Source organism: Streptomyces sp. PCS3-D2 (assembly GCF_000612545.2).
In the GTDB taxonomy this organism is placed as follows: domain Bacteria; phylum Actinomycetota; class Actinomycetes; order Streptomycetales; family Streptomycetaceae; genus Streptomyces.
Genome location: NZ_CP097800.1, coordinates 1,170,355 through 1,195,845, shown reverse-complemented (window position 1 = coordinate 1,195,845; position 25,491 = coordinate 1,170,355). Strand labels below are relative to the sequence as shown.

At 73.6% G+C, this 25,491-nt stretch carries 15 protein-coding genes, 1 pseudogene and 1 riboswitch; of the genes and pseudogenes, 12 read left to right on the top strand and 4 right to left on the bottom strand.

What is annotated here, in order from left to right:
- Positions 1 to 351: 351 nt before the first annotated feature.
- The 8 genes from hpnC to AW27_RS04875 all read left to right on the top strand — a co-directional run bounded on the left by hpnC (position 352) and on the right by AW27_RS04875 (position 10,394).
- Entirely contained in the window at positions 352 to 1,236 is an 885-nt protein-coding gene (hpnC, locus tag AW27_RS04910) for a squalene synthase HpnC (protein WP_236647446.1), read from the top strand.
- Positions 1,233 to 2,213, top strand: coding sequence for a presqualene diphosphate synthase HpnD (gene hpnD, locus AW27_RS04905; RefSeq protein ID WP_106967503.1), 981 nt, complete (start codon positions 1,233 to 1,235; stop codon positions 2,211 to 2,213). The genes hpnC and hpnD overlap by 4 nt, the downstream gene beginning before the upstream one ends.
- 217 nt (positions 2,214 to 2,430) lie before the next feature.
- Complete coding sequence (gene hpnE / locus AW27_RS04900; protein WP_037916046.1) at positions 2,431 to 3,810, top strand: hydroxysqualene dehydroxylase HpnE; 1,380 nt, start codon at positions 2,431 to 2,433, stop codon at positions 3,808 to 3,810.
- Positions 3,807 to 4,991, top strand: a complete 1,185-nt coding sequence (locus AW27_RS04895) for a polyprenyl synthetase family protein (protein ID WP_172671255.1) — start codon at positions 3,807 to 3,809, stop codon at positions 4,989 to 4,991. Before hpnE ends, AW27_RS04895 begins: the two co-directional genes overlap by 4 nt.
- A 120-nt stretch (positions 4,992 to 5,111) precedes the next feature.
- The gene (gene shc, locus AW27_RS04890; RefSeq protein ID WP_304949829.1) at positions 5,112 to 7,277 is read left to right on the top strand and encodes a squalene--hopene cyclase; all 2,166 of its coding nucleotides are present in this window, start codon (positions 5,112 to 5,114) and stop codon (positions 7,275 to 7,277) included.
- Positions 7,277 to 7,954 (top strand): phosphorylase family protein, encoded by a 678-nt coding sequence (locus AW27_RS04885; protein WP_037916052.1) that lies wholly within the window; start codon positions 7,277 to 7,279, stop codon positions 7,952 to 7,954. The genes shc and AW27_RS04885 overlap by 1 nt, the downstream gene beginning before the upstream one ends.
- A gap of 5 nt (positions 7,955 to 7,959) precedes the next feature.
- Positions 7,960 to 8,991 (top strand): adenosyl-hopene transferase HpnH, encoded by a 1,032-nt coding sequence (hpnH, locus tag AW27_RS04880; protein ID WP_037916054.1) that lies wholly within the window; start codon positions 7,960 to 7,962, stop codon positions 8,989 to 8,991.
- Positions 8,988 to 10,394 (top strand): aspartate aminotransferase family protein, encoded by a 1,407-nt coding sequence (locus AW27_RS04875; RefSeq protein WP_037916057.1) that lies wholly within the window; start codon positions 8,988 to 8,990, stop codon positions 10,392 to 10,394. The genes hpnH and AW27_RS04875 overlap by 4 nt, the downstream gene beginning before the upstream one ends.
- A gap of 62 nt (positions 10,395 to 10,456) precedes the next feature.
- Here the strand turns inward: AW27_RS04875 and AW27_RS04870 are convergent, their stop codons facing one another.
- Entirely contained in the window at positions 10,457 to 11,248 is a 792-nt protein-coding gene (locus AW27_RS04870) for a tyrosine-protein phosphatase (protein WP_037916058.1), read from the bottom strand.
- Between the two features lie 315 nt (positions 11,249 to 11,563).
- Positions 11,564 to 11,740: riboswitch (cyclic di-AMP (ydaO/yuaA leader) on the top strand.
- A 2-nt stretch (positions 11,741 to 11,742) separates the two neighbouring features.
- On the opposite strand from AW27_RS04870, the gene AW27_RS04865 reads away from it, so the two are divergent.
- From AW27_RS04865 to AW27_RS04855, 3 genes are all read left to right on the top strand, one after another.
- Positions 11,743 to 12,738, top strand: a complete 996-nt coding sequence (locus AW27_RS04865) for a M23 family metallopeptidase (protein WP_037916061.1) — start codon at positions 11,743 to 11,745, stop codon at positions 12,736 to 12,738.
- Positions 12,739 to 12,901: 163 nt separating this feature from the next.
- Positions 12,902 to 13,687, top strand: coding sequence for an SGNH/GDSL hydrolase family protein (locus AW27_RS04860; protein WP_037916063.1), 786 nt, complete (start codon positions 12,902 to 12,904; stop codon positions 13,685 to 13,687).
- Positions 13,688 to 13,828: 141 nt separating this feature from the next.
- The gene (locus tag AW27_RS04855) at positions 13,829 to 15,022 is read left to right on the top strand and encodes an MBL fold metallo-hydrolase (RefSeq protein WP_037916066.1); all 1,194 of its coding nucleotides are present in this window, start codon (positions 13,829 to 13,831) and stop codon (positions 15,020 to 15,022) included.
- Positions 15,023 to 15,155: 133 nt separating this feature from the next.
- Here the strand turns inward: AW27_RS04855 and AW27_RS04850 are convergent.
- Positions 15,156 to 15,568: pseudogene (locus AW27_RS04850) on the bottom strand (transposase family protein); the annotation flags it as partial.
- A gap of 64 nt (positions 15,569 to 15,632) precedes the next feature.
- On the opposite strand from AW27_RS04850, the gene AW27_RS04845 reads away from it, so the two are divergent.
- Complete coding sequence (locus tag AW27_RS04845; RefSeq protein ID WP_157840148.1) at positions 15,633 to 16,496, top strand: hypothetical protein; 864 nt, start codon at positions 15,633 to 15,635, stop codon at positions 16,494 to 16,496.
- 474 nt (positions 16,497 to 16,970) lie between these two features.
- Here AW27_RS04845 and AW27_RS04840 read toward each other — a convergent pair whose 3' ends face one another.
- Positions 16,971 to 18,251, bottom strand: a complete 1,281-nt coding sequence (locus tag AW27_RS04840; protein WP_037916070.1) for an MFS transporter — start codon at positions 18,249 to 18,251, stop codon at positions 16,971 to 16,973.
- A complete protein-coding gene (locus tag AW27_RS04835; RefSeq protein ID WP_052030034.1) occupies positions 18,248 to 25,450 on the bottom strand; it encodes a non-ribosomal peptide synthetase in 7,203 nt (2,400 codons plus the stop codon). Before AW27_RS04835 ends, AW27_RS04840 begins: the two co-directional genes overlap by 4 nt.
- Between the last annotated feature and the right edge of the window lie 41 nt (positions 25,451 to 25,491).

The following is a 25,491-nucleotide window of genomic DNA, read 5'->3' as shown; positions in this document are numbered from 1 at the left end:
ACCATGTGCGCGGATTACGCCGCCCCCGCGTTCCCGTATTGCGCGACGACATTCGCCGGCCCGGCGAATACCCGGGCGGCCTCCGCGGCGTTCTACAGCGTAAGCTGGGGCGGTCTTGAATCGCGGCAAGAGGGGACGATTCCCCGCAGGTGAACGGCCCTGGGGCGGCCCCGGGAAAACCCCGGCGGCGTGTCCGAAATGGGATGTAATGGGTCGGCAGTGTAGAACGGGAGATGTGACGGCATTGGCTACGGGAATTCTCCGGCCCCCAGGGACGGCAGCCGTCCCCGCCCCGGGCGGCCGACGGTGAACCCGGGACACGGCATCCGACCCCCGTCCGACCCGGTCCACGTGAGCGCCACCCTCGACAAGGCGGCGGCGGAGAACTTTCCCGTCGCCCCCGCCTTCCTGCCCCGGGCCTGGCGCGACGGGCTGACGGCCGTCTACGGATACGCCCGCCTCGTCGACGACATCGGCGACGGCGACCTCGCCCCCGGCGGACGCGACGCCGTGCTCCTCGGCCTGGACCCCGCGGCGGTGGACGACCCGCCCGCCATGCTGGACGCCTTCGAGGCCGACCTGCTGCGCGTGTTCGGCTCCGCCGACGGCCCCCCGCGCCACCCCCTGCTGCTCGCGCTGCAACCCGTGGTGCGCTCCCACGGCCTGACCCCCGAGCCCTTCCTCGCGCTCATCGAGGCCAACCGCCAGGACCAGCGGGTCACCCGCTACGAGACCTACGCGGACCTCGCCGCGTACTGCGAGCTGTCCGCCCAACCGGTCGGCCGCCTCGTGCTGTCCCTCACCGGCACCAGCACCCCCGAACGGATCCGCCTCTCCGACTCCGTCTGCACCGCCCTCCAGATCGTCGAGCACGTCCAGGACGTCGCCGAGGACCTGGGCCGGAACCGGATCTACCTGCCGGCCGAGGACATGCGTCGCTTCCACGTGTCCGAGGCCGACCTGGCGGCACCGTCCGCCGGCGCCTCGGTGCGCGCCCTGATCGCCTTCGAATCCGAACGCGCACGCGCGTTGCTGAATGAAGGCGTACCGCTCGTGGGTAGCGTGCACGGCAGGCTCCGACTGCTGCTCGCGGGCTTCGTGGGAGGGGGGCGTGCCGCCCTGCGAGCCGTCACCGCCGCAGGCTTCGACGTACTCCCCGGCCCGCCCAAACCGACCAAGAGCGGCCTGCTCCGCGAGGTTGCCGCCGTCCTGCGCACAGCGCCGAGAAAGGGGTGAGCCCGACCGTGGAGGGCCCCACACACGCTTCCGCACCGACCGCGGTCTCCGCACAGGTCTCGGCGGCCTACAGCTACTGCGAGGCCGTCACCGGTTCACAGGCGCGCAATTTCGCGTACGGGATCCGGCTGCTGCCCACCGACAAGCGCCATGCGATGTCCGCGCTCTACGCCTTCTCCCGGCGGGTCGACGACATCGGCGACGGCACGCTGCCCGTCGAGGCGAAGTTCGCGCGCCTGGAGGAGACCCGTGCCGTCCTCGGGCGGATCCGGGCCGGTGAGGTCGACGAAGACGACACCGATCCGGTCGCCGTCGCGCTGGCGCACGCCGCCCGCCGCTTCCCGATCCCGCTCGGCGGCCTCGACGAGCTCATCGACGGCGTGCTGATGGACGTCCGCGGCGAGACCTACGAGACCTGGGACGACCTCAAGATCTACTGCCGCTGCGTGGCCGGCGCCATCGGACGGCTCTCCCTCGGCGTCTTCGGCACCGTGGGCGCAGCGGGCCCGGACACCCCCGGCGCCGCGCGCGCCGCCGAGTACGCCGACACGCTCGGCCTCGCCCTGCAACTCACCAACATCCTGCGCGACGTTCGCGAGGACGCCGGCAACGGACGCACCTACCTGCCCGCCGAGGACCTCGCCAAGTTCGGCTGCTCGGAGGGCTTCCGGGCCGACCGGCTGTCCGCGGGCGCGGACTTCGCCGGGCTGGTCCACCACGAAGTCCGGCGTGCCCGCTCCCTGTTCGCCGAGGGCTACCGGCTGCTGCCGATGCTCGACCGGCGCAGCGGCGCCTGCGTGGCCGCCATGGCCGGTATCTACCGGCGCCTCCTCGACCGCATCGAACGGGAGCCGGAGGCGGTCCTGCGCGGCCGGGTCTCGCTGCCGCCGCACGAGAAGGCGTACGTGGCCGTGCGCGGCCTGTCCGGCCTCGACGCGCGCACCGTCTCCCGCCAGGCCGTCCGGAGGCGGACGTGACCCGGAAGAAGGCACTCCCGGCTCCCAAGGCCGGCGCCCCGGGGACGTTCCGGAGCATCCGCCCGGCGCGCGCCGGCGGCGCCCGGCGTACGGGCACGGCGTGCCGTCCCGGCCGTGCGCCGGGCGGAGCAACCGGGCCGACGGCGGGCGCGTCCCTGCCTGCGGACCGCGGCCTGCCCGTCCGCCCGGAGGGCGGCCGCACCACGGGGGAGGACGCATGACCGGTACCGACCAGCACGCCGTCGTCGTCGGCGGCGGCCTCGCCGGGGTCACCGCCGCCCTCGAACTCGTCGACGCCGGACTCCGCGTCACCCTGCTCGAAGGCCGCCCCCGGCTCGGCGGGCTCGCCTTCTCCTTCAAGCGCGGCGACCTCGACGTCGACAACGGCCAGCACGTCTACCTGCGCTGCTGCACCGCCTACCGGTGGTTCCTCGACCGCGTCGAGGGCTCCGCGCTCGCCCCGCTCCAGGACCGGCTCGACGTACCCGTCCTCGACGTCGCCCACCCCGGCGGGCCGCGCCTGGGACGGCTGCGCCGCGGCGGCCTGCCCGTGCCCCTGCACCTCGCCGGGGCGCTGGCCCGCTACCCGCACCTGTCCCTCGCGGAGCGCGCCAGCGTCGGCCGCGCCGCCCTCGCCCTGCGCCGCCTCGACCCGGCCGACCCGGCGCTGGACGGCCTGGACTTCGCCACCTGGCTCGGCCGCCACGGGCAGTCCGCCCGCACCATCGAGGCCCTCTGGGACCTCGTCGGCATCGCGACCCTCAACGCCACCGCCGAGCACTCCTCCCTGGGCCTGGCCGCCATGGTCTTCAAGACCGGACTGCTCTCCGAGAAGGGCGCGGCCGACATCGGCTGGGCCCGCGTACCGCTCGGCGACCTCCACGACACCCTCGCCCGCAAACAGCTCGACGCCGCCGGGGTCCGCACCGAACTGCGCACCCGCGTCACGGCCGTGACCCGTACGCCGGACGGGGCCTGGCGGGTCGACACCGAGCAGGAGTCCCTGGCGGCGGGCACCGTCGTCCTCGCCGTACCGCAGCGCGAGGCGCACGGGCTGCTGCCCGCCGGCGCCCTCGACGACCCCGGCAGGCTCCTCGACATCGGCACCGCACCGATCCTGAACGTCCACGTCGTCTACGACCGCAAGGTGCTCCGGCAGCCCTTCTTCGCCGCCCTCGGCTCCCCGGTGCAGTGGGTCTTCGACCGCACCGACTCCTCCGGACTGACCGACGGCGGCCAGTACCTGGCGCTGTCGCAGTCCGCCGCCCAGGACGACATCGACGAGCCCGTCTCGGTGCTGCGCGCCAAGTACCTCCCCGAGCTGGAACGACTGCTCCCCGCCGCGCGCGGCGCCAAGGTACGGGACTTCTTCGTCACCCGGGAGCGGACGGCCACCTTCGCGCCAACCCCGGGCGTCGGCCGGCTGCGCCCCGGGACCCGGACCGACACGCCGGGGCTCTACCTGGCCGGTGCGTGGACTGCCACGGGTTGGCCCGCGACCATGGAGGGCGCCGTGCGGAGCGGACTGAGCGCGGCGCAGGCCGCACTCGCCGGGCTCGGCCGCCACCGCGAACACCCTCTGCAGGAGGCGGCATGACGACCACCACCACGACGACCGGCACCAGCGCCGTCACCAGCACCACGAGCACAGCACGTACAGGAACAAGAGGAGAGCCAGTGAACCCGGGGAATCCGGCTGTCGAGAACACGGATGCCAGTGTGGGCGCAGCCGGAAGGGGCGTGGAGAAGGCCGACACCGTCGCCCTCCTGGAACGCGGCCGGACGATGTCGACCCCCGCGCTCCGCGCGGCCGTGGACCGGCTCGCCGCGCCCATGGACACCGTCGCCGCCTACCACTTCGGCTGGATCGACGCCCAGGGCCACCCGGCCGACGGCGACGGTGGCAAGGCCGTCCGTCCCGCCCTCGCCCTGCTCTCCGCCGAGGCCGCCGGCGCCGCCCCCGAGATCGGCATCCCCGGCGCCGTCGCCGTCGAGCTCGTGCACAACTTCTCGCTGCTCCACGACGACCTGATGGACGGCGACGAGCAGCGCCGCCACCGCGACACCGTCTGGAAGGTGCACGGACCGGCCCAGGCGATCCTGGTCGGCGACGCCCTCTTCGCCCTCGCCAACGAGGTCCTGCTGGAACTCGGCACCGTCGAGGCCGGCCGCGCCACCCGCCGCCTGACCACCGCCAGCCGCAAGCTCATCGACGGCCAGGCCCAGGACATCTCCTACGAGCACCGCGAGCGCGTCAGCGTCGAGGAGTGCCTGGAGATGGAGGGCAACAAGACGGGCGCCCTGCTCGCCTGCGCGGTCTCCATCGGCGCCGTGCTCGGCGGAGCCGACGACCGAACGGCCGACAAGCTGGAGGAGTACGGCTACCACCTCGGCCTCGCCTTCCAGGCCGTCGACGACCTGCTCGGCATCTGGGGAGACCCGGAGTCCACCGGCAAGCAGACCTGGAGCGACCTGCGCCAGCGCAAGAAGTCCCTCCCGGTGGTCGCCGCCCTCGCCGCTGGCGGCCCGGCCTCCGAGCAACTCGCCGAGCTGCTCGCCGCCGACGCCAAGAGCAGCGACTTCGAGAACTTCTCGGAGGAGGAGTTCGCGGCCCGCGCGAGACTCATCGAGGAGGCCGGCGGCCGCCAGTGGACCGCGGACGAGGCACGCCGCCAGCACGCGGTGGCGATCCGCGCCCTGGACGACATCGACATGCCCCAGCGGGTCCGCGAACAGCTCGTGGACCTCGCCGACTTCGTCGTCGTACGCAAGAGGTGACCGCCACCCGGCAGCGGATATGAATCGCGAGTCGCCGGCCGGCGCCGCCATCTGAACGAGGCGCGCACCGGCCGACGGCAGACCCCAGCACAGCACAGGACACTGTTCTAAGGGGAAGCCATGACAGCGACGACCGACGGCAGCGCAGAGAGCGCCGGCGCCGGCAGCGAATCCACCCAGGGCGCCCCGCCGCCCGACCCGGCCGCCGCGGCCGGCCCGCCGGCGGGCGCCGCGCCCCCCGGGCCGGTGGCGGTCACGGAGCGGGTCACCGCCCCGCCCGACCCGGGCCGGCGCGCCGGCCCGCCGCCCGCCCACCGGCGACCGGGTGCGCCCGGCGCGGGACGCGCCACGGCGGACCTGCCGCCACCGCCGGACGGCGGCCCACGCGAGGTGTACGAGGCCACCGCACGCGCCACCCGGCACCTCCTGGACCGCCAGGACCCCGCGGGCTGGTGGAAGGGCGACCTGGAGACCAACGTCACCATGGACGCCGAGGACCTCCTGCTGCGGCAGTTCCTCGGCATCCGCGACGAGGCCACCACGTACGCCGCCGCCCTCTTCATCCGTGGCGAGCAGCGCGAGGACGGCACCTGGGCCACCTTCCACGGCGGCCCGCCCGAACTCTCCGCGACCATCGAGGCCTACGTCGCGCTGCGCCTGGCCGGGGACCCGCCGGACGCCCCGCACATGAGCCGCGCCTCGGCCTGGATCCGGGCCAACGGCGGGGTCGCGGCCGCCCGCGTCTTCACCCGCATCTGGCTCGCCCTCTTCGGCTGGTGGAGCTGGGACCACCTGCCCGAACTCCCGCCCGAGCTGGTGTTCCTGCCGCCCTGGGTCCCGCTGAACATCTACGACTTCGGCTGCTGGGCCCGCCAGACGATCGTCCCGCTCACCGTGGTCTCGGCGATGCGCCCGGTCCGCCCCGCCCCCTTCGCCCTCGACGAGCTGCACAGCGACGCGGGCAGACCCTACCCCGCACCCCGCCTGGCCCCGCTGACCAGTTGGGACGGCGCCTTCCAGCGGATGGACAAAGCCCTGCACGTCTACCGGCGGTTCGCCCCGCGCCGGCTGCGCAGGGCGGCCATGGGCACCGCCGCCCGCTGGATCGTCGAGCGCCAGGAGAACGACGGCTGCTGGGGCGGGATCCAGCCGCCCGCCGTGTACTCCGTCATCGCCCTGCACCTGCTCGGCTACGACCTCGGCCATCCGGTGATGCGCGCGGGACTGGAATCCCTGGACCGGTTCGCGGTGCGGCGCGCGGACGGCGCCCGGATGATCGAGGCCTGCCAGTCCCCGGTGTGGGACACCTGCCTCGCCGCGATCGCCCTCGCCGACGCGGGCGTGCGCCCCGACCATCCCGCCCTGGTCAAGGCCGCGGACTGGATGCTCGGCGAGGAGATCACGCGCACTGGAGACTGGGCGGTGCGCCGTCCCGGACTGGCTCCCGGGGGCTGGGCGTTCGAGTTCCACAACGACACCTACCCCGACATCGACGACACCGCCGAGGTCGTCCTCGCCCTGCGTCGGATCCGGCACCCGGACCCGGTCCGGGTCGACGCCGCCATCGCCCGCGGCGTGTCCTGGAACCTCGGCATGCAGTCGAAGGACGGCGCGTGGGGTGCCTTCGACGCCGACAACACCAGCCCCTTCCCCAACAAGCTGCCCTTCTGCGACTTCGGCGAGGTCATCGACCCGCCGTCGGCGGACGTCACCGCCCACGTCGTGGAGATGCTCGCCTTCGAGGGCCGGGCGGGCGACGCCCGCACCCGCCGCGGCATCGCCTGGCTGCTCGACGCGCAGGAGCCGGACGGCAGCTGGTTCGGCCGCTGGGGCACCAACTACGTCTACGGAACCGGTTCGGTGGTGCCCGCCCTCACCGCGGCGGGCATCGCCCAGGGACACCCCGCGGTCCGGCGCGCGGTCCACTGGCTGGAATCCGTACAGAACGAGGACGGTGGCTGGGGCGAGGACCAGCGTTCCTACCGGGACCGCTCGTGGGCCGGGAAGGGCGCCTCGACCGCCTCGCAGACCGCGTGGGCCCTCATGGCTCTGCTGGCGGCCGGGGAACGCGACGGCAAGGCCGTCGAGCGGGGCATCGCCCATCTGGTCCAGACCCAGCGGGAGGACGGCTCCTGGGACGAGCCGTACTTCACCGGCACCGGCTTCCCCTGGGACTTTTCCATCAACTACCACCTGTACCGGCAGGTGTTCCCGCTGACCGCGCTCGGCCGCTACCTGTACGGGGAGCCCTCCGCCCCGGCAGGCTCGCCCGCCGGGGGGCCCTGATGTCCGGCGCCGAGGGCGACCGTGCCCCGCAGACCGGCCCGCTGCTCGTCGCCTGCGCGCTGCGCATCGAGCAGGCGGCTCTGCGCAGCGCGGGGCGCGGCTCCGCCCGCGGGCCGGACCCCGCGCGGGCCGGGGCGTACACCCTGCTGCGCACCGGGATGGGCCCGCGGGCGGCCGAACGGGCCGTGCTCCGGGCCCTGGAGGGGGCCGGGACGGAGCGGGCCGCCGTCCTCGCCACCGGGTTCTGCGCCGGGCTCGTCCCCGGGATGAGCCCGGGCGACCTCGTCGTCGCGGAGGAGACCCGCGACCCGCGGGGGACCGTCGCCTGTACCGGGACCGCGCTGCTGGCCGAGGCGCTGGCCCGGGCCGCCCCCGGCCGGACCGTGCACATCGGTCCGCTGACCGGGTCCGACCACGTCGTCCGCGGCCAGGAGCGCGCGCAGCTGCGTGCCACCGGCGCCGTCGCGGTCGACATGGAGTCCGCGGCGACCCTCCGGGCCGCCGTCCGGGGCGCCGGCCGGCCCGTTGCGGCCGTCCGGGTGATCGTGGACGCCCCGGAGCACGAGCTCGTCCGCATCGGCACGGTGCGCGGGGGAATATCGGCCTTCCGTGTTCTGCGTGCCGTACTGCCCGCGTTCTACGAATGGCACCGTTCTTCGCTGCTCCCCAGGAGGTGAGCCAGATGGCCATGCCGCTGCGCCAGACCATCAGGGTCGGGACGTATCTGCTCGAACAGAAGCTCCGCAAGCGGGAGAAGTTCCCGCTGATCGTGGAACTGGAGCCCCTCTACGCGTGCAACCTGGCCTGTGAGGGGTGCGGGAAGATCCAGCACCCGGCAGGGGTGCTCAAGCAGCGCATGCCGGTGGCGCAGGCCGTCGGGGCCGTGCTGGAGTCCGGTGCGCCGATGGTGTCGATCGCGGGCGGCGAGCCCTTGATGCACCCGCAGATCCACGAGATCGTGCGGCAACTGGTCGCCCGGCGGAAGTACGTGTTCCTGTGCACCAACGCCCTGCTGCTGCGCAAGAAGATCGAGAATTTCACGCCCTCCCCGTACTTCGCCTTCGCGGTGCACATCGACGGTCTGCGCGAGCGCCACGACGAGTCGGTGGCCAAGGAAGGCGTCTTCGACGAGGCGGTCGAAGCCATCAAGGAAGCGAAGAGGCGTGGATTCCGGGTGACCACGAACTCCACCTTCTTCAACACCGACACCCCGCAGACGATCATCGAGGTGCTCAACTTCCTCAATGACGACCTGCAGGTGGACGAAATGATGATCTCGCCCGCCTACGCCTACGAAAAGGCGCCGGACCAGGAACACTTCCTGGGTGTCGACCAGACCCGAGAACTCTTCAGGAAGGCCTTCGCGGGCGGCAACCGGCGGCGCTGGCGGCTCAACCACTCGCCGCTCTTCCTGGACTTCCTGGAAGGAAAGGCCGATTTCCCCTGCACGGCCTGGGCCATTCCGAATTACTCCCTCTTCGGCTGGCAGCGCCCCTGCTACCTGATGAGCGACGGTTACGTGCCGACCTATCGGGAGCTCGTCGAGGAGACCGACTGGAACAAGTACGGACGCGGAAAGGACCCGCGCTGCGCGAACTGCATGGCGCACTGCGGTTACGAGCCCACCGCCGTCCTCGCCACCATGGGCTCCCTCAAGGAATCCCTGCGGGCCGCCCGGGAGACGGTCGGAGGCAACCGGGACAGGTCGGCATGAGTCCGGCGGAAGGGGGCCGGGGCGGCGGATTCGACCTCGGCGCCCTGCTGGCTGCGCGCGGGGCGGAACGGTACGAGCTGCACGCCCGCCACCTCAACCACCAACTGCCCCGCATGCTCCGCACCATCGGCTTCGACAAGGTCTACGAGCGGGCCGAGGGCGCCCACTTCTGGGACGCGGAAGGCCACGACTACCTCGACATGCTGGCCGGCTTCGGAGTGATGGGTCTGGGCCGCCACCACCCCGTCGTCCGGCGGGCGCTGCACGACGTGCTGGACGCCCAGCTCGCCGACCTCACCCGCTTCGACTGCCAGCCGCTGCCCGGGCTGCTGGCCGAGAAGCTCCTCTCGTACAGCCCCCACCTGGACCGGGTCTTCTTCGGCAACAGCGGTACCGAGGCCGTGGAGACGGCCCTGAAGTTCGCCCGGTACGCCACCGGGCGTCCCAGGGTCCTTTACTGCGACCATGCCTTCCACGGGCTGACCACCGGCTCGCTCTCGGTGAACGGCGAGGGCGGATTCCGGGACGGCTTCGCACCGCTGCTGCCCGACACCAGGGTCGCGCTGGGCGACCTGGCCGCCCTGGAGCGGGAGCTGAAGCGGGGTGACGTCGCCGCCTTCGTCGTGGAGCCGATCCAGGGCAAGGGCGTCCATCCCGCCCCGCCCGGATTCCTGCTCGCCGCGCAGGAGCTGCTGCACCGGCGGGGAGCGCTCCTGATCGCGGACGAGGTGCAGACCGGACTGGGGCGTACCGGGGATTTCTACGCGTACCAGCACGAGCCCGGTGTGGAGCCCGACCTGGTCTGCGTGGCCAAGGCGCTGTCGGGCGGCTACGTGCCGGTCGGCGCGACCCTGGGCAAGGACTGGATCTTCAAGAAGGTCTACTCGTCCATGGACCGGGTGCTCGTGCACTCCGCCAGCTTCGGCTCCAACGCGCAGGCCATGGCGGCCGGGCTGGCGGTGCTGTCCGTGATGGAGGACGAGCAGCTCGTGGCCCGCGCCCGCACGACCGGCGACCTGCTGCGCGGGCGGCTCGCGTCCCTGGTGGACGAGTACGAGCTGCTGCACGAGGTGCGGGGCCGCGGCCTGATGATCGGCATCGAGTTCGGGCGGCCCTCCTCGCTGGGGCTGCGCAGCCGCTGGGCGATGCTCCAGGCGGCCCGCAAGGGCCTCTTCGCACAGATGGTCGTGGTGCCGCTGCTGCAGAAGCACCGCATCCTCACCCAGGTCTCCGGGGACCATCTGGAGGTGATCAAGCTGATTCCGCCACTGGTCCTGGACGAGCGGGACGTCGACCGCTTCGTCGGCGCCTTCCGCGAGCTCATGGACGAGGCGCACGGCGGGTCGGGCCTGATGTGGGACTTCGGCAGGACGCTGGTGAAGCAGGCCGTCGCGGCGCGCTGACGGCCCGCCTCCCTCCGGTGCGGGCCACGCCGCTCCCCCCGGGGCCGGCTCCGGCCGGCGGGTCAGACCAGGAGCCGGTCCCGCAGCCTGTCGAGGGTCTCGGGCGTCAGCCCGAGACCCTCCGCCAGGTAGCGGTCCACCCCGCCCCAGACCTCGTCGATCGTGTCGAACGCGGCCATCAGGTACTCGGCGCGGGCGTCGAAGAGCGGCGCGAGCAGTTCCATCACCTCGGGCGAGCGGGCCTCGGCCGACTCCGCGCTGCGGCGCACCCGGTAGCGGCGGTGCGGGGCGTTGGACTCCAGGTAGTCCGCCACGATCGCCTCGCGCTCGACACCGAGCGCGAGCAGGGTGACGGCGACGGAGAGGCCGGCCCGGTCCTTGCCGGCGGCGCAGTGCAGGAGGGCGGGGACGCTGTCCTCGGCGATGGCGTGCACGACCCGGCTGTGCTCGGCGGTACGGGTCCGGATGATCCCGCGGTAGGAGTTCGCCATCCGGGCCGCCGCCCTGCCGCCGCCCAGGACCGAGCGGAGCTGGTCGAGGTCGCCATCGCGGACCAGCCGCCAGAACTCCCGGCCGTCCGCCGGGTCCGAGAGCGGGATGTTGACGTTCCGTACGCCGGGCAGCTCGACGTCCGGCCCCTCCAGGGCGTGGTCGGCGCCGTTGCGGAAGTCGAAGATGGTGTGGAGGCCGAGCGAGGCGAGGAACGCTGCATCGGTTGCGGTGGCATGCGCGAGATGTCCGCTTCGAAACAGTCGTCCCGCCTTAACCCTTCGTCCATCAGAAGTCGGCAATCCGCCTACATCGCGGAAATTGCGCACTCCGGTCAGCTCCGGCTCCTGTATCTGCTGGGTCACGGGAACTCCTCCGTCTTCTGCTGGGGCGACTGTCCGAATTAAGCCATTTGGCGCCAACTTGCCGTATCTGGAGGCGAGATCGGGCACCGCCCCGTGAGGCAGATCATACGGTGACCGTGAGTGCCTGATCGTCCGGGCCGAATGGCCCGATGGGCGCGGCTGTTGGGGGAGCGGAATGGACGGAGGGTGACCGGAATTCCGGCAGTCCCTCATGCCTGTGAATCCGTCAGGGAATTCACGGCTTGTTCGGTGTGCCCACAAGGGATTACCTTCGCGATCGATCCGGGTGGATCGCCGAATCCTGCCGCCTCCCGGAAACCGCAACCGAACGATTTCGCGCGGCAGGAGCGGGGGAACCAGGTAGGCCGCCGTGCCGGAGATCTTTTCTCCGGTGCGGCTCGGGGTTAAGCGGTTCATGTCCCGCACATGAACCGCCGGGCATCTCCAGTCCGAACCCGACAGCTCACCTCGCAGGCGCCGGAGAGGAATGCGCCATGCCTGCAAAGGGTAAGCACCGCCGTCCCAAGTCCCTTCCCATGGCCCGCGGATTCGCGGTCGCAGGCACCGGTGGCGCGGCCCTCGCCCTGCCGCTGATCGGTGCGGCCGGCGCCCACGCGGCCGGCGCCCCGACGGTGGTCCCCGCCGTGGTCCCCGCCGTGGCACCGCAGGCCCCCGCCGCCGTCCGGGTCGCCGCGCCGGCCGCCGTCCAGGCCGCCGCCCCGACCGTCTACACCGTCGTCCCGGGCGACTGCCTCTCCATGATCGCCGCCGAGCACCGCCTGCCCGGCGGCTGGGAGCGGCTGTACGAGCAGAACCGCGAGGCGGTCGGCAGCGACCCGTCGCTGATCCACCCCGGCCTGAAGCTGACCTTCGGCGGCCGCGGCGAGGCCTCCCGGGCCGGCGCCGTACCCGCCCCGCGCAGCGCCCCCGGGGCCACCGTGAAGACGGCCCCCACGACCGGGTCGAAGCCGGCCGCGCAGGCTGCCGTCCCGCAGGCCCGGCAGGAATCCGCCCCCGAGGCCCCCGCCGCCCCCGTCGAGGCCCCCGCCGCCCCCGTCGAGGCGCCCGCCGTGCAGCCGGCCGCCTCCGGCTTCGTGGCCCCGGTCGGCGGTGGCGTCTCCACCCAGTACAAGGTCGCGGGCGCCATGTGGTCCTCCGGCTACCACACCGGTGTCGACTTCATCGCCCCCATGGGCACCACGGTCAAGGCGGTCGGCGCGGGCACCGTGGTGTCCGCCGGCTGGAGCGGCGCGTACGGCAACGAGGTCGTCATCCGGCACGCGGACGGCAAGTACTCCCAGTACGCCCACCTGTCCCAGCTCTCGGTCTCCTCCGGGCAGAGCGTCACCGCCGGCCAGGCCATCGGCCTCTCCGGCTCCACCGGCAACTCGACCGGCCCCCACCTGCACTTCGAGATCCGTACCAGCCCCTCCTACGGATCGGACATGGACCCGATCGCCTACCTCCGCTCGAAGGGCGCCAGCCTCTGACGGCATCCTCCGGCGGAGCCCGGACACGCGTGGGGCCGGGACCCGAGGGGGGTCCCGGCCCCACGCGTACTTATTCCTTATCCCCCGCGTGGTACAGATCACGGCCCGTCAACCCCTCATTACGTTGGCGTAGGTTGGTTACGGGAGTGAAGGATGGGTTCTCGTGGCAGCGACGACGACGAAACTCAAGACCATCGGCTCGTACGCGGCGATCGGGGACAGCTTCACAGAGGGCGTGGGGGACCCGGGGCCCGGGGACTCCTTCCTCGGCTGGGCGGACCGGCTCGCCGTACTCCTGGCCGATCAGCGCGAAGAGCACGACTTCCGGTATGCGAATCTCGCGGTGCGCGGGAAGCTCCTCGACCAGATCGTGGCCGACCAGGTGCCGAGGGCCAAGGCCCTCGCGCCGGACCTGGTCACCTTCTGCGCGGGCGGCAACGACATCATCCGACCCGGCAGCGACCCGGACGACGTGGCGGAACGCTTCGAGGCGGCCGTGGCCGACCTCACCGGAGCCGTCGGCCACGTCATGATCACCACCGGCTTCGACACCCGCGGTGTGCCCGTCCTCAAGCACATCCGCGGCAAGGTCGCGACGTACAGCGCCCACGTGCGCGCGATCGCCGACCGCTACGACTGCCCGGTGCTCGACCTCTGGTCGCTGAAGTCGGTACAGGACCGGCGCGCCTGGGACGCGGACCGGCTGCACCTCTCACCCGAGGGCCACACCCGTGTCGCACTGCGCGCCGCACAGGTGCTCGGCCTGGAGGTGCCGGCCGACCCCGACCAGCCGTGGCCGCAGCTGCGCCCGCGCGGCTCGGTGGACGTGACCCGCGACAACATCCAGTGGGCCCGCGAGTACCTGGTGCCCTGGATCGGCCGTCGACTGCGCGGCGAGTCCTCCGGTGACCACGTCGAGGCGAAGCGCCCGGACCTGCTGCCGCTGTAGCCGCCGCGGACGCGGGCGGGGCGGGAGGACGGGACGACGCAGCAAGGGTCGGGAGGGGCGGGCGGAATCCTTCGGGGCCGGTGTGCGTTGGGATGGGCGTAGCGATACGACCGCACCGACCGCACCCTCCCTGGAGGCGCTTTGACCGGCTCCCGTCCCCTCCGTCCCCGGCTGCGCGCCCTGCGGCCCGAAGCCTTCGGCGCGGACCCGTCCGGCGCCAGGCTGGAGCGGATCCGCCGCTCGCCGAACTTCGCCGACGGCGTCTTCCAGAACCCGGTCGGGGCCCGGAACAGGCCCTCCGGGTCGATGACGGAGTTCGCGAAGATCTACTTCCACCGTGAGCAGCGGCTCGGGCGCAGCCCCGCCGGGGCCGTCCCCGTGCACCCCACCACCCTCGCGGACCTGGCGAAACCGTCCGCGACCGGTTTGCGACTGACCTGGATGGGTCACTCCAGTGTGCTCGCGGAGATCGACGGGCACCGGGTGCTCTTCGACCCGGTGTGGGGCGAGCGCTGCTCACCCTTCCCCTTCGCCGGTCCCAAGCGGCTTCACCCGGTGCCGCTCCCGCTGGCCGCGCTCGGCGAGGTCGACGTCGTGGTCATCTCGCACGACCACTACGACCACCTCGATCTGCCGACGATCAAGGCGCTGGCCGGTACGGACACGCTCTTCGCGGTGCCGCTCGGCGTCGGTGCCCACCTGGAGCGCTGGGGCGTGTCGCCCGACCGGCTGCGCGAGCTCGACTGGAACGAGACCACCAGGATCGGCGGGCTGTCGCTCACGGCGACCCCCGCCCGGCACTTCTGCGGCCGCGGTCTGCGCAACCAGCAGCACACCCTGTGGGCCTCCTGGGTGGTCGCGGGCGACGAGCACCGGATCTACCACAGCGGCGACACCGGATACTTCCCCGGTTTCGCGGAGATCGGTTCCGCACACGGCCCCTTCGACGCCACGATGATCCAGATCGGGGCCTACTCGGAGTACTGGCCCGACATCCACATGACGCCCGAGGAAGGCATGCGGGCCCACCTCGACCTCCAGGGCGGCACCCCGCACGGCACGATGCTGCCGATCCACTGGGGCACGTTCAACCTCGCTCTCCATGCCTGGGCGGAGCCGGGGGAGTGGACGGTCGACGCCGCCGAAGAGGGCGGCCAGTCGGTGGCGCTCCCGCGTCCCGGCGAGCCTTTCGAGCCTGCCGGAACGCTGCCCGTGGATTCTTGGTGGCGTCCGATCTCTCGTCCGATCGCTCACTCATGGCGTCGCCCCAAGCCGGTGGATCTTCCTTCGAGCGACGCCCGTGCCGGAGATCTGAACCTTGCCGGCGAGCGGTGAGTCGGAAACGGGGCCGGCACAGCGGGTTGCCCCGCGTCGTCGTCGTACGCACGCGCATCGTGCGTACGACGGTGGGCGGGCCGGCCCTCGGCGATCATCCCGATCCCGGTGCGTGAGCCGTTCCGGTGGGTTATCAACCTGTTCCCCGATGACGTGCCACGTGCCACGTGCCACGTGCCAGGTGCGGGACGGCGACGGCCTGGACGAGTGCGGTGATGCGGGTGGTCGAGCATCGGATCTTGCGCAGGAGTCGCCAGCCGTGAGGGTGGCCATGGCCTGCTCGACGAGTGCGCGGATCTTCGCGTGTGGCGCGCGGTTGACCTTCTGAACGGTGGAAGGGGTTTCCCGGCGGTCCCAGTAGGGGGTGCGGACCGTTCCACCGGCACCCCGATAGACCTGGTCCGCCCGGCAGGTGACGCCGACCTCGGCAAGGGTGTCGACGATGCCGTGTTCGCGGGCCGCGCGGACATCGTGGACGGCGCCGGGCAGGGCCGGCGAGGCCCACGGCAGCCGGCCGAAGGGGTCGGCGAGGACCTGCACGCTCATTTCGAAACCCGGCAGTCGCCGCCCTGCTGCGCTCCTCTGAGCGCGCGACCCTACGATGACGCACATGCCAACCACCTCACCCATACCTGTTCTCCGCAACTCCCTCGGAGCCACGCTCCGTTACGAGGACGGGGCACTCGTCCTGCGTCGCCCCGACGAGGAGGTGCGGATCCCGCTCCCGGCCGTCGCACGTATCCGCGCCGAAGGGCGCACGCTCGCCGTCGAACTCACCGCACGCGCAGGGGCGGCGCCCGCCGTGCACGCGCTGGCCGACGTGAGCGAGGCCGCCGCGGCGCTCTTCGCCGACGCGGTCACCGCGAACCTGCCCGAACGCGCGGCCGGGGCCGAACCGGTCGACGGCTCGGCGCTGGTCGTCGTGCGGGTCCTGACCGAGACGCCGGACGAGGAACGAAGACGCAGAGGCCGTCGCAGGACGCGGATCGGGCTGGTCTCGGTCGGGTCCGTCTTCTTCGCCCTCGCGCTCGCCGTCGGCATCCACGGCCAGTGGATCGTCGCGCTCCTGACCCTGCTCGTCGGGCCGGTCGGCGCGGCGAGCCTGGCCTACGCGCGGATGGGTGTGGAGGACCTCTACCTCCAGTGGTACCTGCCGCGCGACGGCATCACGGTCCAGGCCCGACAGGTCGGACACTCGCGCATCATGGGCGGCGGATTCGGCACGTACGTCTACACGGACCTGCACGGGGAGAAGCGGACCCTGCACCATCGCGGCGGCGGTCCGACCGTCGAGGCCGCCTACCACCCGGACAAGCCGCACATCGTGCGGGTCCCGGAGTCCCGCGGCGAGAAGGCCGGCTCCGTGGCCGTGACCATGTTCCTCGTCCTCTTCGGCCTCGTGGTCGAGTCCGCAAATGCCTACCTGCTCTACGAAGCCTTCGTCAACGGATACCCGGGTTACGGCCCGACCTGACCGCACCCGGCCACCGCCTCCGGGGAGAGCGAGACCTGCCCTGGCCACGCGGCTGCGGCGTGCGAGAACCTCCACACTGAGCATGGGTCGGCTCGTGGCGGGAACCCGAACGGTTCGGATGGCGGCTACGGCGACGCATCGCCGTAGCCGCACACGGTCCATGCCTCTCCATCGCCCTCTGATCATCCTGCCTGGCCACGCCACGACCAGTGGGCCAGAGCTCCGTAACGGGCAGCGAATGTGCACCACTTGGGGAGAAAACCTGGGCCACTGCGGTCCTCCTCCTCATCGCCGGTGGCGGCGTCGAAGGAGTGGGTGTCCGGCCCGCTCGTCTTCCGTGATGCGGCGTACCGGCAGATCAGCGGATTCTCCTTCGTCGCCCGCCCACCCCTGAATGCGGTCTCGCGCGGCGGCATAAGGACCTGGTCCTGGCGCTGACCTGCCATTCCAGGGAGAAGCCGGCTCCTGGGCCGCTCACGGGGCGACCCCGTTCCCCTCCTGGGCCGGCTCCGGGACCGTCGGGAGGTCCTGCCCGGCGCGGAGTGGGCCCGTCAGGAGGAGCAGGGCGCACAGCGCGTTGCCGCCGTAGAGGAGCCACAGGGCGTCGCGTTCGCCGAGGAGGGCGCCGAGGGAGCCGCCGAGGAGGCTGCCGACGGGAATCGTTCCGTACATCACGAAGCGGATGGTGGAGCCGACCCGACCCAGCATGTCCGGTGGGCAGTACGCCTGCCGGAAGCTCACGATGATGACGTTCCCGGCGACCACCCCGGTCATCAGGCAGAACTCCCCGACCAGGAAGGCCAGCAGCCCCACCCCGTCCGTGGTGAGCGGGATCAGCAGCCCGAACGGGCCTCCGCAGAAGGCGCACAACAGGACCGCCCGGGCCGTCCCGAACCGGCGGGCCAGGTGCGGTGAGACCACCGAGCCCAGGACCCCGCCCAGCCCGGCCAGCGCGATCAGGACACCGATCAGCGCGCCCGGCACACCCACCGTCCGGCTCAGGAACAGGATCGACAGGGACTGCGCCCCGGCCAGGAACAGGTTCATCGCCGCGTCGCACAGCAGGATCGTCCGCAGGAACGGATCCCGGGCGAGAAAGGCCACGCCCGCGCGGATCTCCGTGACCAACGACCGTCGGCCGACGGCCCGTTCCTCGCCGCCCGGCGGGCCTTCCGGGGTCCGGATGCGCAGCAGCAGCGCCGTCGAGACCAGGAAGCTCAGCCCGTCGGCGAGGAAACCGGCTGCCGCGCCCCCGGCCTGGGCCAGCGCCCCGCCCGCCCCCGGTGCGACGACCTCCGCGACCGATTCGCTGGTCTGGAGCCGGGCGTTGCCGTCGGCGAGCTCCTCGTGCGGCAGTAGGGTCGGCAGGTACGCGCTGTAGGCGGCCCGGAAGAACACGTCGGCGGTGCCCGCCAGAACCGCCACCAGCATCAGTTGAGCGGTCGTCAGGACCTGCAGCCAGACCGTGGCGGTCAGCGACAGCATCAGCAGGGCCGACACCGCGTTGCACACGATCATCACCGGCCGGCGGCGCATCCGGTCGGTCCACGCACCCACAGGCAGGCCGAACAGCAGCCACGGCACCCAGGCCGCGGCGCCCAGCACCCCCATCGTGAAGGGCCCCGCGTCCAGTGTGTCCACCGCGATCAGCGGCAGCAGGACCCGGGTGGCCGCGCTCCCGAACTGGCTCACGGACTCCCCCGCCCACAGCAGCCGGAAGTCCCGGCGGCGCAGCGCGCCGCGACCGGCGCTCACCGGCCCACCGTGCCCTCGACCAGCAGCGCGGCGATCTCGGCGGCGGGCTTGGACGCCATCATCTCGCCGTGCGCACAGGGTATTTCGTGATGGGCGACCGGGCCGGTGACGTACGGCTCCCACACCCGCGGCCCGGGCGCGTCCTGCTCGTGGGCGGCGGCGGCCAGCGTCACCCCACCCCGGAACACCCCGGGACGGTGGGCGGCGGCCAGCCGGTCGTGGTGGACGTAGGCCCCACCGAGGGCGGCGACGGTCTCCCCGTCGAAGACCGACAGCGGGCCCTCCTCGGCGGCGGCCGCCGCCATCAGCCCGGCGAGGGTCAGCGGCACCCCTTCGGCCGCGCCGCACTCCTCCCGCGGCGGATAGCCGAGCGATTCCAGCAGGTCCCGCAGCGGGTCCGCGGCCGGGGCCGCCGGCTCGCCGGGGGCTGCCGGATACCCATCGAGCAGGGTGAGGCCGGCCACCTCCTGACCGTCCTGCTGGAGCGTCACGGCCACCGCGTGCGCGACCACCGCCCCGAAGGACCAGCCCAGCAGGTGGTACGGGCCGTGCGGCTGCACCGCGCGGATCCGCGCCGCGTACTCCGCCGCCATCTCCGTGACGCTCCCGGGCCGCGCCTCCGGCGCGCTGAGCGCCCGCGACTGCAGGGCGTGCACGGACCGCTGCGGATCCAGGTGCTCCAGCAGCCCCCGGTACACCCAGCCGGTGCCCGCGCCCGGGTGGACGCAGAACAGCGCGGGCGTGCCGGGCGCCCCCGTGCGCAGCGTGACCAGTGGCGCCAGCGGGTCCGCGTCCCCACGCGACACCGGGCCGCCGCAGCGGGCGGCGAGCCCCGCGGCCGTGGGCGCGGCGAACAGGTCTTGGATCCCGAGCTCCTCGCCCAGCGCCTCGCGTACCCGGGCCATCAGCCGGGCCGCCAGGAGGGAGTGACCGCCCAGGTCGAAGAAGCCGGCGTCGGCACCCACGGAGTCCGTGGGCAGCCCCAGCACCTGGGCGAACAGGCCCGCCAGGACCTTCTCGCGTCGGCCGCGCGGCGCCCGGCCCACGCGGCCGTCCTCGGCTTCGCCGGGATCCGGCGCGGGCAGCGCAGCCCGGTCGAGCTTGTCGTTCGGGGTCCGTGGGAAGGCGTCCAGCACGACGAACGCCGACGGCACCATGTGTGCCGGGAGCATCCCCGCCAGGTGGGCGCGCAGGCCCGCCGCGTCCACCGCGGAGGCCGTACCGCCGCCGGAGGCCGTACCGCCGTCGCCGCCGGAGGCCGGGACGACGTACCCGACCAGCCGCTTCGCACCGCCGGGTCCGTCCTCCCGGACGGTGACCGCGGCCCGGTCCACCCCGGGCGCCGCCGCGAGCGCGGCCTCGATCTCGCCGGGTTCGATGCGGAAGCCGCGGATCTTGACCTGGTCGTCGGCGCGGCCGAGGTACTCCATGCGGCCCTCGCCGTCCCGGCGGACGAGGTCGCCGGTGCGGTACATGCGCGCCCCGTCCTCGAACGGGCAGGCCACGAACCGCTCCGCCGTCGTGCCCGGGCGCCGCAGGTAGCCCCGGGCCAGCCCGGCACCCGCCAGGTACAGCTCGCCGGGCACCCCCGGCGCCACCGGCCGCAGCACCGCGTCGAGCACGTAGGCACGGGTGTTGGCGACCGGACCGCCGATGAGCGGGCGTTCGCTGTGCGCGGTGTCCCACCACAGGGCGTCGACCGTGCACTCGGTGGGTCCGTACAGGTTGTAGGCGAGCATCCCCTCCGTGGCGCGCAGCCGGCTCCACAGCCCCTCGCCCGCGGCCTCCCCGCCGATCAGCAGCAGCCGCGGCGGGGCGTCGAGCAGGCCCTCCTCGATCAGGTGCTCGGCGTGCGTGGGGGTGGTGTCGACGACGTCGAGGGCGGCGTCGGCGGCATACCGGACGAAGGCGGCGCCATCGTGCCGCTCGGCGTCGCCGATCAGGTGGAGTTCGTGCCCGGCCACCATCCACAACAGGGCGTCCCAGGAGGCGTCGAAGGAGAGCGAGGCCACCAGCGCCACCCGCAACCGCCTACCGAGGGCGGTCCGTTCCGCCTCGGCCATGGTGTGGGCGCGGTGGAAGGCGTACAGGTTGCGCAGCGCGGCGTGGTCGACCACGACGCCCTTGGGCCGGCCCGTGGACCCCGAGGTGTACACGACGTAGGCGGCGTCGCCCGGCCGGGGCGGCCGCAGCTGCCCGGCACCGGGCGCGAGGGCGGCGGTGTCCACCTCGTCCACCTCGTCCGCCTCGTCCGCCTCGTCGGTGAGGACGAGCGGGAACTCCGCGGACGGCAGCAGCGGTGCGGTCGCGGAATCCGTGACCAGCAGCGCCGGGGAGGAGTCGGCCAGCATGTGCGCGATCCGCCCGGCCGGGTATCCGGTGTCCACCATGACGAAGGCCGCACCGGCCTTGAGGACGGCCAGCATCGCGGCCACCGCCGCCGGGGAGCGGGGCAGGGCGATGGCCACCAGCCGCTCCGGACCCGCCCCGTCCCGCACCAGGCGATGGGCGAGCCGGTCCGACCAGGCGTCGAGGGCGGCGAAGCCGATCCGCTCGGCGCCGTGCACCAGCGCGGTCGCGTCCGGGGCGAGGGCGGCCCGCGCCGCGAACAGTTCGGGCACGGTGGCCTCCGGAACCGGCAGCGCGGTGTCGTTCCACTCCACCAGCGCCCGCCGGCGGGCCGCGGGGGTCAGCGGGTCGGCGGCCCCGATCGGCAGCCCCGGCGCCGCTGCGAGCAGCCGGACCATCCGTACCAGGGTCGCGGCGAGGTCCTCGGCGGTGGCGTGGTCGAACAGCTCGGCGGCGTACTCCAGGAAGCCCGAGATCCCGGCGGGGCGGCCCTCGGCGTCCCGGTGCTCCTGGACGTCCAGCGTCAGGTCGAACTGGGCGACGTCGAAGCGGAAGGGCTCGGGGCGTACGTCGAGGCCGGGCAGCGCGAGCGTGCCGTCCTCGCCTGCCTGCACCTGGAGCAGCACCTGGAAGAGGGGGTGGCGGGCGAGGGAGCGCTCGGGGTTGACCGCCTCCACGACCCGCTCGAAGGGCACGTCCTGGTGCTCGTGCGCCGCGAGGTCGATCTCCCTCACCCGGCCCAGGAGTTCGGCGAAGGTCGGATCGCCCGAGACGTCTGTGCGCAGGACGAGGGTGTTGACGAAGAAGCCGACGAGGTCGTCCAGGGCCTCGTCCGTGCGGCCCGCGACGGGCGTCCCGATCGGTACGTCGTCCCCCGCGCCGAGCCGGGACAGGGTCACGGCCAGCGCCGCCTGCACCACCATGAAGAGGGTGCAGCCGTGCTCGCGGGCCAGTTCCAGCAGCCGGCCGTGCAGCTCGGCGTCCAGGACGACGGGGGCGGAGCCGCCCGCGAAGTCCGCCGCCGCCCGGCGCGGCCGGTCGTAGGGCAGGGACAGCTCGGCGGGCGCACCGGCCAGCGCGTCGGTCCAGAAGGCGAGTTGGCGTGAGACCGGGCTCGCCGGGTCGTCCTCCGAGCCGAGCAGCTCCCGCTGCCACAGCGTGTAGTCGGCGTACTGCACCGGCAGCGGGGCGAAGGCGGGCGCGGCGCCCGCGCACCGGGAGGCGTACGCCTCGGACAGGTCCCGGAACAGCGGCCCCCAGGACCACCCGTCGAGCGCGATGTGGTGCACGACCAGGGCCAGCACCCACTCCTGCGGCCCGGCCGCGAGCAGCGCCGCCCGTACGGGGGGCTGGCCGGCCAGGTCGAACGGGCGCGCCAGCAGCGCGTCGAGGGCCGCCGCGGTGCCCTGCGGACCGCACTCCACCAGCTCCAGCGGAACGCCGCCCCCTGCCGGCAGCACGCGCTGGTACGGCTCGCCCGTCGCCTCCGGGAACACCGTGCGCAGGGCTTCGTGCCGGTCGGTGACGTCTCCCAGGGCCGCGGCCAGCGCCGCGGTGTCCAGTGGGCCGCGCAGCCGCAGCGCGAACGGGCAGTGGTAGCCGGCGGACTGGCCCGCCCGGCTCAGGAACCACAGCCGGCGCTGGGCGGCCGACAGCGGCGGGGCCTCGGGCCGCTCCGCCACCGCGGTCAGGGCCGGCCGGGGGGCCGCCCCGGCCGCGGAGCCCTGCGCCAGGCAGGCGGCCAGCCCGGCCACCGTCGGGTGCTGGAACAGCTGGCGGATGCCCAGGTCGCCGCCGAGGACGGCCCGGATCCGGGAGAGCAGCCGGGTCGCGAGCAGCGAATGGCCGCCCAGCTCGAAGAAGCTGTCCTCGGCGCCCACCGACGGCAGCCCCAGCACCTGCGCGAACAGCTCCGCCAGGAGCTCCTCGCGGGGCCCGCGCGGGGCGCAGGAGGACAGCAGCGCGCCGAAGTCCGGTGCGGGCAGCGCCGCCCGGTCCAGCTTGCCGTTCCGGTTCATCGGGAAGGCGTCCAGGACCACGAAGGCCGAGGGCACCATGTGGTCCGGCAGCTGCGCGGCGAGCCGCCCGCGCAGCGCGGCCGGGTCGGCGCTGCGCCCCGCGGCCGCCACCACGTACGCCACCAGGCGCTTCCCGGCGGGGCCGCCGTCACGGGCGAGCACCGCGGCCTGTGCCACGTCCGGGAAGGCCCGCAGGCAGGCCTCGATCTCGCCGGGTTCGATGCGGAAGCCGCGGATCTTGACCTGGTCGTCGGCGCGGCCGAGGTACTCGATGCGGCCCTCGCGGTCCCAGCGGACGAGGTCGCCGGTGCGGTACATGCGAGCGCCGTCCTCGAACGGGCAGGCCACGAAGCGGCCCGCGGTGAGCGCCGGCCGGTTCAGGTAGCCGCGGGCCAGGCTCGGCCCGGCCAGGTACAGCTCGCCCGGGACGCCCGGGGCGACCGGCTGCAGCCCGGCATCCAGCACGTACGCCCGGGTGTTGGCGAGCGGGCGGCCCACCAGCGGCTCCTCGCTGGCGGCGGCGTCCCACCACAGGGTGTCGACGCTGCACTCGGTGGGCCCGTACAGGTTGTGGCAGAGCATCCCGTCGGCGGCCCGGACCCGCGTCCACAGGGCCGCGCCCGCCGCCTCGCCGCCGAGCAGCAGCACCTTGGGCCGGTGTACGGGATCGTCCAGCAGGCCCTCCTCGACGAGCTGTTCGGCGTAGGTCGGGGTGACGTCGAGGGCATCGATGCCGGCGCGGGCGATGTGCCGGACCAGCGCGGCCGCGTCGCGGCGGGTGTCGTCGTCCACGAGATGGAGCTCGTGGCCGGCCACCATCCACAGCAGCCCCTCCCACGACGTGTCGAAGGAGAGCGCGGCCGTCAGCGCCATCCGCATCCGGCGGCCGTCGTGCAGCTCCTCCGCGCGGGCGATGACCCCGGCCCGGTGGAAGGCGTACAGGTTGCGCAGCCCCGCATGGTCGATGACGACGCCCTTGGGCTCGCCGGTCGACCCCGAGGTGTGGATCACGTAAGCGGCGCTGCCGGGCAGCAGCCGGCGGCCCGGGACGGGGCCGGCGGAGCCCGCCGGGGCCGCGCCCGGCGCGTCGACGAGGATGCGGACGCCGCCGGTGTCCGGGAGCCCCGGGGCGGTCGCGGCGTCGGTGACGACGGTGGTCGTGGTGGACAGCAGGTGCGCGATCCGCTCGGCCGGGTAGTCGGTGTCGACGGGGACGAAGGCGGCGCCCGCCTTGAGTACGGCGAGCAGCGCCACGACGGAGTCGGCGGACCGGGGCAGGGCCAGGGCCACCAGGTGTTCCGGGCCGACCCCGTGCCCGGCGAGCCGGTGCGCCAGCGCGTCGGCGCGGCCGTCGAGCTCGGCGAAGGTCAGCGCGGTGTCCCGGAAGACCAGGGCGGTCGCACCGGGGGTGCGGGCGGCCCGCTCCTCGAACAGCTCGGGCAGGGTCCCCGCAGGCACCGGCGCGGCCGTGTCGTTCCAGCCGGAGAGGACCAGCGCGCGCTGCTCGACGGAGAGCGGGTCGGTCCGCCCGACGGGCGCGGCGGGGTCGGCGGCGAGGCGCTCCAGCACCCGGGCGAGGGCGGCCGCGAGGTCCTCGGCCGTGGCCCGGTCGAACAGGTCCGTCGCATATTCCAGGGATCCGCCGATCCCGGCCGGGGCGCCGCCCGCGTCCCACTGCTCCTGGAAGTCGGCGGTGAGGTCGAACTTGGCGACGTCCCAGGCGGCGGGCTGCTCCGCGGACTCCAGGCCGGGCAGGGTGAAGACGGGCCCCGCGCCGCTGTCCAGGGTCATCATCACCTGGAAGAGAGGGTGGCGGCCGAGGGACCGTTCGGGGTTGACCGCCTCGACGACCTGCTCGAAGGGCACCTCCTGGTGCTCGAAGGCGGCGAGGTCGCTTTCCCGCACCCGCTCCAGGAGGTCGGTGAAGGTCGGGTCGCCGGAGAGGTCGGTGCGCAGGACGAGGGTGTTGACGAAGAAGCCGACGAGGTCGTCGAGTGCTTCGTCCGTGCGGCCGGCGACGACGGTTCCGATGGGGATGTCGGTGCCGGCTCCGAGGCGGGACAGGAGGACGGACAGGCCGGCTTGGAGGACCATGAAGAGGGTGCAGCCGTGCTGCCGGGCCAGTTCGAGCAGTCGTCCGTGCAGCTGCGCGTCCAGCTCCAGGGGGACCGAGCCGCCGGCGAAGCTCGCCACCTGCGGGCGCGGCCGGTCGGCGGGCAGCGCCAGTTCGGCCGGGGTGCCGGCCAGTTCCCGCGTCCAGAAGGCGAGTTGCGCGGCGAGCAGGCTCTCCGGGTCGTCCTCGGCGCCCAGCAGCTCGCGCTGCCACAGCGTGTAGTCCCGGTACTGCACGGGCAGCGGCTCGAAGGCGGGCGCCGCGCCTGCGCACCGGGCGGCGTAGGCGGTGGCCAGGTCGGTCAGCAGCGGCCCCCAGGACCAGCCGTCCGTGGCGATGTGGTGGATCACCAGCGCTAGCACCCACTCCTCGTCGTCCAGGGCGAACAGGCGTGCTCGCAGTGGGAGTTCGGTGGTGATGTCGAAGACGTGCCCGGCCTCGGCGGCCAGCGCGTCGGCGAGCTCGGGCTCGCCGAGGCGGACCAGGGGCAGCTCCGGCGCCGCGTCGGTGATGTGTTGCACGGGCTCGCCGTCCACCTCGGGGAAGACCGTCCGCAGCACCTCGTGGCGCCCGGTCAGATCGCCGAGGGCCGCGGTCAGCGCCTGCGGGTCCAGGGGACCGCGCAGTCGGGTGGTGAGCGGGCAGTTGTAGGCGGCGCCGGTCTCGCCGAGCCGGCTGAGGAACCACAGCCGCCGCTGGGCGGACGATACGGGGAACACAGGACCTCCAGGGGCGTGCGGGGTGGTGCGGGGGCGGGGAG